Source organism: Blautia acetigignens (assembly GCF_025566865.1).
In the GTDB taxonomy this organism is placed as follows: domain Bacteria; phylum Bacillota; class Clostridia; order Lachnospirales; family Lachnospiraceae; genus Blautia_A; species Blautia_A acetigignens.
The window spans coordinates 143,621-155,683 of record NZ_JAOQJM010000002.1; the positions used below are offsets into that span (position 1 = coordinate 143,621).

5 protein-coding genes and 1 CRISPR repeat array are annotated in these 12,063 nt (G+C 43.9%); all 5 genes read right to left on the reverse strand.

Annotated elements, in window-relative coordinates; genetic code table 11:
- Positions 1 to 5: 5 nt before the first annotated feature.
- Positions 6 to 2,807 carry an ATP-binding protein gene (locus OCV70_RS03545; protein WP_262579218.1) on the reverse strand — a complete coding sequence of 934 codons (2,802 nt, stop codon included), beginning with the start codon at positions 2,805 to 2,807 and terminating at the stop codon, positions 6 to 8.
- Between the two features lie 135 nt (positions 2,808 to 2,942).
- A complete protein-coding gene (locus tag OCV70_RS03550) occupies positions 2,943 to 5,906 on the reverse strand; it encodes a hybrid sensor histidine kinase/response regulator (RefSeq protein WP_416795298.1) in 2,964 nt (987 codons plus the stop codon).
- Positions 5,903 to 7,753 carry an ABC transporter substrate-binding protein gene (locus OCV70_RS03555; RefSeq protein WP_262579221.1) on the reverse strand — a complete coding sequence of 617 codons (1,851 nt, stop codon included), beginning with the start codon at positions 7,751 to 7,753 and terminating at the stop codon, positions 5,903 to 5,905. The genes OCV70_RS03550 and OCV70_RS03555 overlap by 4 nt, the downstream gene beginning before the upstream one ends.
- A 16-nt stretch (positions 7,754 to 7,769) precedes the next feature.
- Positions 7,770 to 10,346: a hybrid sensor histidine kinase/response regulator gene (locus tag OCV70_RS03560; protein WP_262579223.1), complete on the reverse strand. Its 2,577-nt coding sequence runs from the start codon at positions 10,344 to 10,346 to the stop codon at positions 7,770 to 7,772.
- Positions 10,343 to 11,182, reverse strand: coding sequence for a substrate-binding periplasmic protein (locus tag OCV70_RS03565; RefSeq protein ID WP_021926684.1), 840 nt, complete (start codon positions 11,180 to 11,182; stop codon positions 10,343 to 10,345). Before OCV70_RS03565 ends, OCV70_RS03560 begins: the two co-directional genes overlap by 4 nt.
- A 230-nt stretch (positions 11,183 to 11,412) precedes the next feature.
- Positions 11,413 to 12,036: a CRISPR direct-repeat array (repeat unit 32 nt; unit sequence ATTTCAATCCACGCTCCCGCGAAGGGAGCGAC).
- The last annotated feature ends 27 nt before the right edge of the window (positions 12,037 to 12,063 follow it).

The window sequence follows — 12,063 nt, forward strand, 5'->3', positions numbered from 1 at the left end:
ACATATTATTTGTAAGCTTGCTGCCCTATGATTTCCACCAATGTGGGCAACAGATCATCAGCCTGGATCGGCTTTGCTATATGGCCATTCATTCCGGCAGCAGCAGCCTCTCTTTTATCTTCTTCAAATACATTCGCAGTCATTGCGACGATGGGTATACAGGCCTTATCCTGGTCTGGCAGGTGCCTGATTTCCTGTGTTGCCTGATAGCCGTCCATTTTGGGCATCTGAATATCCATGAGTATCATATCATAGGTTCCCGCAGGCATCTTTTTTATCCTGTTTACACACTGAATGCCATCTTCCACACGTTCTGCTTTAAGGCCGAAACGCTCGAGTATTGCCACTGCAATCTCTGCATTCAAATCATTGTCCTCTGCCAAAAGGATATTCTTTCCTGCAAGGATTTCACTGCCTGTTCCAGGAGTTTCAACGTGCATTTTTTTATAATAGCCTTCATCTGCTATCCGGTGTTTCAGTGTAACGGTAAATATACTGCCCTTTCCAGGCTCACTTTCCACATTTATCGTTCCGCCGAGGAGCTCCACATATTTTTTTACGATTGACATTCCAAGTCCGCTTCCTGCGATTTTGCTTTTTGTGGTGTTTTGCTCACGTGTGAATGCCTCAAAAATCCTTGTCAGATACTCCTGACTCATACCGATTCCTGTATCGCTCACACTGGTCCTCGCAATCATGTACCCAGGCTCATCGCATGGCAATTCATCTACGTTTACCGTAACAGAACCACCGGATGGGGTATATTTTATGGCATTGCTCAGGATATTGGCAAAAATTTCTTTTACCTTGGTAATATCTGTGAGCACATGCTCATGCTCTACATTCACTGTGTAATGAAATGCAATATTCTTTTTCTTTGCTTCATCATCAAATATTTCCAGCAAAGTCTGCTGGATCTCTTTAATCTGACCATAGCTCTCATCAATCTCCATCTTGCCGCTCTCAATCCGGGCCATGTCAAGTACATTGTTCAGGATTGACAGAAGAAGATTTCCGGATTGCTTCAGCTTCTTCAAATGATCTAAGGTTTCAGACAGCTCTTTTCCTTTCAGTTCATCCTCCATAAGCTGTGTATAGCCCAGAATTGCATTCATAGGAGTACGGATGTCATGGGACATGTTGTGAAGAAAGCGGGTCTTTGCAAGGCTGGCATCCTCTGCTTTTTTCAGAGCGATTTCCAGCTTGTCATTAAGCTTTTGTGTATCACTTGCCGCAAGCATTGCCACTGCTTCTGCTTTCCTTGCCTTTCTTAAAAGCATGAGGATAATGCCGATTATGCTAAGTGAAAATAATCCTGCAGTGACAAAAACAGCAAGCATATTGTCTTTTATAAAGTCATAAAATGTTACCTTATCTGCTGTACTGTCATAGATAGCAAGGGCACTTGTAAGCATGCCAGAGGGCATGGTCTTCAAAGTTTTGTTCAGTATGGATAAAAGGGGACCCTCTCCGCCTTTTACTGCAAAGCATGCCTCCATTGTTTTGGTAAGGGGAACACTTTTGAAATCTCGATTGTTATCGTATTTCAGTGCCTGACTGGTTCCCAGAAGAAAACAGTCTGCTTTTTCATGGGTGACCATATCTGCCGCATCGGCAAGCGAATCGTACTCAACCAGCTTCCAATTGGGATAGCTGAAAATAATATGGTGTTTTAAGGCTTCTTTTTCCTTTGGCACCGCTACTGTATGCACTTCATTTTCATTAAAGTATTTCTCATCCGTTACTGCCATCAGGCTGTAGGTCCAGGCTGTATTGGTAAGTGCATAGCCTTTTTTTTCTGCAAAATCAGGATTCCTGCTGACATAAAAGATTGCGTCAATTTCACCCTCCTGTAACGACTGGAGCATTTCGTCATAATCATCGTATGCCTGCATATTAAATTCTAACGTCTGATTTCCCAGACAGTCCTTGGCATAAGAAATATATTCCGCCAGCGTACCGGTAAGCTTTCCGGTCTCTTCATCCATGGAAAAAACCGCCGGAGCATTGTCCAAAAAGCCGATCCGAATGTCACCATGCTCTTCCAGCCATGACTTTTCTTTCCCTGTAAGGCTCTGACTATAATCAAGGGTAAAATACTTCTTATACAGATCAGCCTTAAAAAAAGGACTGTTTTGATCCAGCTGAAGCATAGCAAAATCAAGCTCGGCCTTGATATCGCTGCGCTCTTTATTTATTGCAAAATATATGCCTGCTTTACCAATAGTGGTAACGGATGATATTCCCTGTTCAGACCAGATGGATTCCTCCAGCGATACAAAGCAATCGATCTCATGATTCGCTAATTTCTTTTCTACATCTTCATTATTATTCACATTTACATGCTCTGTATGTATGCCGTTTTTATTTTCCCATTCTGTCAGCATGATTTCAGGCTCTGTACCTAAGAGCACACCTACCCGTTTCCCGTCCATAGACTTGAAATCAGATGTTTCAATATCCGTGTGTGATAAATCCGCATAGAGGATATATTTTTCCTCACCCATAGGCTCCTCTGAAAAGAGCATCCTTTGTGCCCGTTCATCGGTGTAAGAAATATCCCCCATCACATCAATCTCACCATTTTCAAGCTTATCAAAACAGTTGGACCAGTCACATTTCACATACTCAAACTTCCATCCGGTATAGCCTGCCAGAGCCTGCATAAGTTCGTAGCCAAATCCTCTTCTGATACCATTTTCATCCACATAATCAAAGGTATCCTCAAAGGAGCCCATGCGGATAAGTTTCTGCTGCGCCACTTCCTCCTGACCTGCCATCTGTGGCTGCTTTTCATCATGATTCATTTCAGCAGCCAGGCAACATACTGACAATATCATCCACATTCCCAAGGCCAGAAATATCCCCGCGCATAGTGCGGCTGATTTTTTTCTCCTTTTATACATTGTTCTTTTCTCCATAGCTTATCGGATCATTAACCGTCACAGATTCTTTAAATTATTTTGTAATGCACAGATCAATTCCTCTATAACAATAGGCTTGGATAAAAATCCATTCATACCACATTCCAGAGCTCTTTTTCTGTCCTCATCAAAGGCATTTGCCGTCATGGCAAGGATTGTGATTTTTGCCAGTGCAGGCTCATCCAGTGCACGGATCTGCTTGGTGGCTTCATATCCGTTCATTACCGGCATCTGCACATCCATCAGCACCAGATCATAATCCCCTGGTGCTGAATTCTTAACCTTCTCCACCGCCTCTGCTCCATTTTCTGCGGTATCAACCAGAAAGCCATATTCTTTAAGGATTTCCACCGCAATTTCGCTGTTCAGTTCGTTGTCTTCCACAAGCAGTATGCATCTGCCTCTGAAATCTGAGCCTGCTGCCGGAAGGACTGCCTCTTCTGCCTCTGCCTGCATCCGACCGATAGCAGTCATTAAAGTCTCTCTGATATCTGACATAAACAAAGGCTTCGCACAAAATGCAGTTACCCCTGCTGCCCTGGCTTCTGCTTCGATATCGGACCAGTCATAAGCAGTCAGGATGATGATCGGCGTATCGTCACCAAGGCTGCGGATCTGGCGTGTGACCTCAATTCCGTTCATATCTGGCAGACGCCAGTCGATAATATAAGCATGGAATGCATCACCCAGTTCCAAAGACTGCCTTGCGCGAAGAACAGCCTCCTTGCCGGAAAGTGTCCATTCGGAACGCATTCCAACCTTTACCAGCATCTTTGTTACACTGTCACAGGTATTGAAATCGTCGTCTACAACCAAAGCCTTAAGGCCTTCCAGCTCTGCGATTTTTTCTGTATGGTGGTGCTCAGGCTGAATCCTGAATGGCAGACGGACAATAAATTCAGTACCTTTGCCCTGTTCGGTCTGAACCTCAATGGTACCGCCCATCATATTCACGATATTCTTGGTAATGGCCATGCCAAGCCCTGTACCCTGGGTTCTGCTCACAGTGGAGGTTCGCTCCCTCTCAAAAGGAGAAAAAATCTTCTGTACAAATTCCTGGCTCATACCGATTCCGTTATCCTTTACCCGAATCTCATACAGCTCACTGCCTTTTCGTGTCCCCGGATACTGTTTCAGACGGACAGAAATGGTTCCCCCTGCAGGAGTAAACTTAACCGCATTAGATAAAAGGTTCAGAAGCACCTGGTTCAGCCGTGTCTTATCACAATAGACATCCTCATTGGTAACATCCATGGCATCCATGTAAAGCTCCAGCTGCTTCGCATGGATCTGTCCGCTGATAATCGTCTTCAGATCATGAAGCACATCCGACAGGCTGACCTCCGTTTCTTCCAGCTGGATCCTTCCGCTCTCAATACGGCTCATATCCAGAATATCATTGATCAGTGAAAGCAGATGGTTGCTGGAGGAAAGGATCTTTCCAAGATAATCCCGTACCCTTTTCTGATTGTCAATGTTGCTCACAGCCAGGGTGGTAAAGCCAATAATCGCATTCATTGGGGTCCGGATATCGTGGGACATGTTGGAGAGGAAGGTACTCTTTGCCCGGCTTGCAGTCTCTGCAGCGCGAACTGCCTCAGAAAGTGCCTGATTCATTTTCCTGTCAGAGGTACGATCCGACATAACCAGGATATATTTCTTTTTTCCGTTTACCTCGCTGCACATTGCAACATTATGGAACCAACGCTGTTCCCCTGTTTTCTGATGAACGTATTCAAAATCCCCTTCCTGCTGTTCATGAACCTGGATTCTCTCCAGATAATTCTTCTCCGGAGCTTCAGATGTCCCGGAATGGAGTTTTCCCAGAATACAAATATCCTTGCGGATCTGTTCTGCAGTAATACCCAACAGCTTTTCCACATTCGGGCTGACGTAATCTGCCTTATATGTTTTTGCATCCAGCATCAGGAAAACGTCATCCACATTCATTGACAGCTTCTGAAACAGCTCATCCCTGTACAGGATCTCCGTATCCTTTTTCTTAAGATTTATCCTGCCCTTTTGAACAATAAGGCTGATAAGAAAGGCAGCAATGCAGAATACGACTGCGCCGACAAGGAGAAGCGTACTAAGCTGCAGGCTGTTCATACTGGCATTGACAATATCAGCCTTTACAAGTCCAAGAAATACCCAGTCCTGAATATCCGATTTTTCATAGACCAGATAATAGTTACTTCCATCCAGATTTACCAGCATCGCATCTGTATGTCCCTCCTTAAACTTCTCTGAAAGTTCAAGAATCTCTTTTTCGGACATATCCGAATGCTCTCTTAGAACACCCAGGAAATTATAGGCAGTTCCCCATGACTCAAGGGAATGGTCCACCACAACACGACCGTCCGGATGAACAACATAGCTCTTTGCATTTCCATTAAAAGCGGAAATATCCAGTACATTTACAATATCCGCGTTTTCATAAGCAATGGCAATGGCATCATATTCGAAATCCTGATAGGTTCCATGAGCCTTTGGGCTGACAAAAACAAGCATCTGGGATTTTCCGGGAACAACTGCATTTGTGATCACGTCATTTCCCTGCTGGATCTTATTTTCAAAGTTTTCCTGTAATCCAAGATACCCGGCTTCACCTGATACCATCTTATAATCACCGTCAGCTGACAGAAAATAGAAATATAAAAATCCGGCATCCTCCTGTGCTTTCTCTATATAATCACGGATTTCATCTTCGCTGGAGGTATCCTTCAGATACTCCCCCCACATATGAAGATATGTCAGATTCTTATTTGCCAGTTCCCGCAGCATATTGTCAGACTGATGAAAAACCTCTGTCAGATGAGAAACACTTTCCTCATAAACCGTTTCCGACACAAACTTAAAATATTGGAAAACAGTCAAAGCGATTGCAAGAAAGGCAGCTATAAAAACAGCCAGCCTGAATCGTTTTTTTATAATAGTTTTCTTTCTGTTTGTTTTACGCTTCTTAATATTCATTCTTCTCATCTCACATTAATGTAGTCTTCAGGTTCTGCAAGAATAGCATTTTCATCTGAAACATATTCTATCCAGGTATCCTTCACAAAGGTGTCCCCTCCCTCAAATACCATATTTTCATCTGCCGGATAGGCTTCCATATGCTTTGATATTGCAAGGCAGGTTACTGTAAAAGTATCATTATCCTGAATTGATTTTCCATCCTTTGTAACCTTGCTTAATGTATAGCCATCATCTGTTTCCATGACCTCCGCAGAAATACCGCTGACCACTGGCAGAGAGCCACGGTTAAAGGGAATCAATCCACCCTGATAGCCTTCTATGAAGTTTCTGACCGTCTCTTTCAGTTCGGCTCCGCTCATTTTGCAGCTGTATGCCAAAAGACTATTTGGCATGATCATGCATCTGGCCATTTTTTCTGTATAGCCAGCCTTGAGCACGTTTCCTGTAAAGCTGTTGCCTGTTGCGATCAGCACATCCGTTCCATAAATGCCGCGCAGGGTATTTGCCATAACCGAATATGCCGCATTCCCTCCACTGCTGTGAAAACGGTTGGAATAGGATTTCTGTGATTCCAGCACGATATTCTCAGAAGTATCTTCCTTTTCAAGAAGCTGAGAATTAAATGACTGATAGGCCTGCCCGGCATCGTATTCTCCTGAAATCATCCTGGAAACCACATCCTTGGAAACAGAGAAAAAGTCATTTGACGCAATGCGGATATACATATGGTTTTCTTCGATCACAGGCTTCACATCCTTCAGATATTCCGTAAGATGGATGTTTACATTCTGGCTGTAGCTTAACAGATCCTGCCCATCATAAATGATCTGGTTCTGCGCATCCTCTGAAAGCATTGTATTCAATACCTTCATTGCCTTTTTCCTGCGAGCTTCATCCTGTGCCAGATCACGGTTTAAAGCCACCTGGAAATACGGCGTGGTCATCAGCCACTTTTCGCCGTTCTCCTGAAAGAATGGAAGAAATGTTGTGTTGATGCCCTGATCCTGGAACATTTTTACACCGGAGGAGCTGCCGAAATACATGGCAAGCTTACCACTTTGGAACATCTCAATCACAGCATCATAGTTCATATCCAGATCATCCTGGCCAAGGCCTGTATCCTTGATAAACTGTTCCATGCGCTCAAAAGCCTCCGGCCAGACTGTATCGTCCAGACCTTCTCTCTTTGTGTTATCCGGATCACTGTAAGCGGTACGCCACTTGCGTCCGGCATTAGAAGACAGCTCTGATGCAGACAGACCCTGCAGTGTTTCCATGCAGGTGTAATCATAATAATAGTCTGCCGTAAACCCACGGATTCCCACCTCTTCAAATGCCTGGCAGGCAGAAACAAAGCTCTCATAATCAGTTGGAAGAGGAATATCATATTTTTCAAAAAGATCCTTGTTCACCACAAAGCCATGGGCATCTGCGCACACAGGGAGCCAGTTTATGCTGCCATCCTCATTCATAAAATTGCTGAGATATGTATCATAGACAGCCCCTGCCGCATTGGTTGTGGAAAGATCCATCAGACTGTCTTTCAGGGGACTTGCGTCATGCAGGGAAAAACGACAGCAGGTTATAATATCCGGCAATCCGCCGTTTTCATCAAGAAACTTATAAAAATCCAGATCATTATTGCCTACTACAAATTCAACATTGATATCTGGAAGCTGTTCCTGGATGTAGGGTGCATATTTTTCATACAGGCTTGTACTCCATAAATACACCGTGATAGTTTCTGCATCTTCTTTTTCTGCACTTTTTCCGCCGCAGCCTGACAGAAGTGATATGGCTGTCACCATCACCAGAAGTACAGACAAAACTCTGTTCCATTTTTTCTTTCGCATTACGAATCCTCCCTTTTTATCTCCCGAAAATCTGATCCAGATTTTCCAGAATTGCATCTGCACTGATTGGTTTTGCAATATGGCCGTTCATACCTGCCTTGATTGCCTTTTTGCGGTCTTCCTCAAAAGCATTTGCGGTCATTGCAATGATCGGTATATTTGCGCATTTTGGATCATCCAGCGTACGAATCTCCCTGGTTGCAGTATATCCATCCATCTTCGGCATCTGAATATCCATGAAAATCAGATCGTATTTTCTGCCTTCTGCAGATGACATCATATTCACAGCATCCGTGCCATCCTCTGCGATATCCACATCCAGACCAATTTCCTTTATGATCGCGGTTGCAATCTCGCGGTTCAGCTCATTATCCTCTACAAGAAGAGCTTTTTTGCCTTTATAGCTTCTCTTGCTTTCTGTCTGAGGCTTCTGATTCTCACTCTTGATCAAATCTCCTGGCTCCGGAGCAGGCTCCTGTTTCACTGCTGCTCCTGCTATTTTGCATTCAAACGCAACTGTAAATTCCGTTCCTTTTCCCACTTCACTTTCAACCTGGATTGTACCGCCCATCATATCCACAATATTTTTGGCAATTGCCATTCCAAGGCCGCTTCCTCCGATTCCGTTCTCTGTGACGGTATGCTCTCTTGAGAAGGAATCAAACACATGCTTTCGGAACTCCTGTGACATTCCGTTTCCGTTATCCTTCACCCTGAAGATAACGGTTGCAAATCCATCTCTGTTGCATGGTTTCTCTGAAACACAAATGCTGATCCTGCCACCAGCCGGTGTAAACTTTACCGCATTGCTGCTTATATTCAGAAGCACCTGTGTCAGACGCAGCTTGTCGGTAATAATATCTTCATAGAGTATATCCTGTGTATCAATAGAAAGCTTCTGCTGCCTGGAATATGAAGAGCCCTGGATGATCGTTTTCAGGTCATTCAGAATATCCGGCAGGTGTACCGCTGCATATTCAATTTCAACAGAGCCACTCTCAATTCTGCTCATATCCAGCACATCATTGATCAGACTGAGCAGATGCTGGCCAGATGTATGGATCTTTTTCAGATAATCCAGAACAAGCTCTGTATTATCAATATGTGCTGTCGCAAGTGCTGTGAATCCGATGATCGCATTCATGGGTGTGCGGATATCATGGGACATATTATTCAGAAACACTGTTTTCGCCTTGTTCGCATGCTCCGCAGCTGCAAGTGCATTTCTCAGGTTCTTATCCTGCTCTATCTCACGCTCTTTTTCCTCTGTGGCATCACGGTTTGCAACCAGAACGGTACATAGTTTCCCGTTTTTATCATATCCCTGCGGCACAATGATCATGGTCAGCCATCTTTCATCCACTGTCTGAGCTGTAAAGCTCAGCATCTCACGTTTCTCCAGACGCTTTGCCACAGTACTCATACTGATAAATTCCCGATATGCCTTCTGAAATGGCTCTGCAATAACCTGCCTTATAAGCTCTTCCTGGTGTGCTTTGGAAAGCATATCCCCTTTCTGGTCCGGCTTCATGCTCTTTGAAGCTTTTACGATCTCGATTTCCTCTGTCTTTATATTCACAAGAGAAATCGAGGAATATGCATGACCAAGTGCATCGATCACGCGAAGTCTTTTCTGATCCTGAAGGATACTTCTCTTTTCTGTTCTGCTCCTGCTCACCCGGTAAAGTGAAAAAAGAAGCAGTGCAAGCAGCACATAAATCATACATACCGTATTCCGTGTGATGTACACCTGATACTTCGGGAAAAAGATATATGCATCGTAGTCCTTTATCTTCTCCTGACGCCCATACCAGATCCCGTTTTTTGAATGAAGGCGGACAATTCTATTCACATCTGCTTTAAATTGGTTTTTATGCAGACTCTTCGCAGCTTCTATAGAGCGAGAAGTAAGCTCCTGTTTATTTGTGCTGACAACCTTGTTATCATCACAGATTACAACACTTCCATTCATCTCAAAGGGAAAATCGGAAAACAACGATGCCATGGTCAGATCACCGTTAAGCTCATTTACTTCCTCTTTCTGCGCATATGCGATCAGGATTCCTGCTGCGTCCTGCCTTGCCACTGCCGCAAAATCGTAAAGCTTTCCTTCATTTCTCAGACGGGTTGTATAGGTCTTTTCCGGATGATCAGCAATATCATGTACATAATCACATTCGATCAGCTTCTGCCACAGCGGCATGGCATCTCCATCCTTCGCTGTCTGTTCTGCCACCTTCTGGTCCTGATCCAGTACAAGGATTCCTGTCAGACGCTGTTCCCTTGCATATTCATCCAGCATCTCCTCGCTGAGATTGCCTTCCTGTGCTATGACCCGGCTTAATTCTGTTGTTTTGTCCATAAGACGTACCAGACTCTTTACCTGGTCATTAGTATTATAAATCTCATACCTTTCAATCCGGGTTTTTACAAAATCAAATGTCTCATTTAGTGTATTATTCAGTTTATTATTATCACTTGCTGTCAGCAGAAGAAAGGTCAGGATTCCGAAAAAAATCAGGATAAGTACCAGTAGACATGCATTTTTATCAAACCTCTTTTTCTGCATCTGCTTTCTTATCTTTCTGCTCATTTACTTTCCCCTTCAGGCAGAATCTCATCCGCATCCAATCCGTATTTTGAAACTATTTCTTCTGTAATGCCCTCATCCTGCATCTCTTTGAGGGTTTCTGTAAGATCAGCTGCTGCTTCCTTGTGGGTTCCTTTTTTAAAAGCAACGCCAAGCTCTGATTTATAAGGACTCTCCTTTAGCATACGGTAAGCCCCCTCACCATCCTGCACCAGGCTGCCAAGCATCGCCTCATGTCCCGCAATTGCATCTGCATAATCTTTCCTAAGTGCGGCATAAAGCTCATTTGTGGTAGAAAAGCAGTTCACCTGCTCCATCTGCGGAAGATCTGATTCAATATTATGAAGAAAAAGATCCTCTGCTTTTGTAGTAGCCTGCACTGCAATCCTCTTCCCTTTTAGATCCTGAAGCGTCTGAATTTCACTCTCAGCTCTTACAACCACCATCTGACGGCTGTACAGATAGGGGCCTGCCCACTGATATTTGTCTTCTCTTCCGTTCATGGAATAGCTGCTCCACAGACAGTCTATTGTCCCATCAGCCAGCAGTTTATCCTTGTCCTCCCAGACTATATTCTCAAATCTGGGGCGATATCCAAGCCTCTGAAAGGCTTCCCTGGCAAGCTCCACATCAACACCTTTGTATTCGCCGTCGCTTGTCTGATAGCTGTAAGGTTCGAAGTAATCTATTCCGATTACTATCTCCGGCAGTTTACTGTCTGCCTCTTTTGCTTTCTTTATTATGCATCCTCCCAGTATAAAACTGCCAGCCAGAAGAAATGCCGTAATGTAAATTCTATTTCTATGGGTATGGGAGCTGCTCTTTCGATTTTTTCTCATATCCAGTTCCTTTCCGTTGTTTGTAAAACAAAAAGAGAACAGCCGATATATATTCGAACTGTTCTCATACTTCCAAAGTCTATGCAGCAATGATATTACTGTTTCCTGATCATTTTCGTCTATATCATTTTTTATAATATCACAGGCAGTTATGTTTGTCACTTAAAAATTTGAAGTTCAAACCAAAAAATGGAAAAAGCTACAAGACAATATAACTCAAAAAATAATATATTTCAATTCACGCTCCCGCGAAGGGAGCGACCACTGATTACTTGTGGGCTTTTCAGTGATCCGCAATTTCAATCCACGCTCCCGCGAAGGGAGCGACAGCAAACCTCCTTAAAGTTTTAACAAATACTATATTTCAATCCACGCTCCCGCGAAGGGAGCGACCGAGAGCGTACCGTTTGACGGAATACAGATACGATTTCAATCCACGCTCCCGCGAAGGGAGCGACAAACAGCAGTGCAAGTACAATTGGTGAGTTCGGAATTTCAATCCACGCTCCCGCGAAGGGAGCGACAGTTTTTCAAGAGATGGGTTAATTCAACAATTGATTTCAATCCACGCTCCCGCGAAGGGAGCGACTTCTTTTCTTCTGTAGTAGTCCAAGATAATTCTCATTTCAATCCACGCTCCCGCGAAGGGAGCGACAGGCACGACTCCAACTTATCTCTAACATCTTTGATATTTCAATCCACGCTCCCGCGAAGGGAGCGACGAGTGCTTTTGCTGATATGTTCCAAAGCATGATTATTTCAATCCACGCTCCCGCGAAGGGAGCGACTGGATCCGCACTGGATATTGTAAATACACTCTTAATTTCAATCCACGCTCCCGCGAAGGGAGCGACAGCAATATTTCACAAATCCTCAAGTTA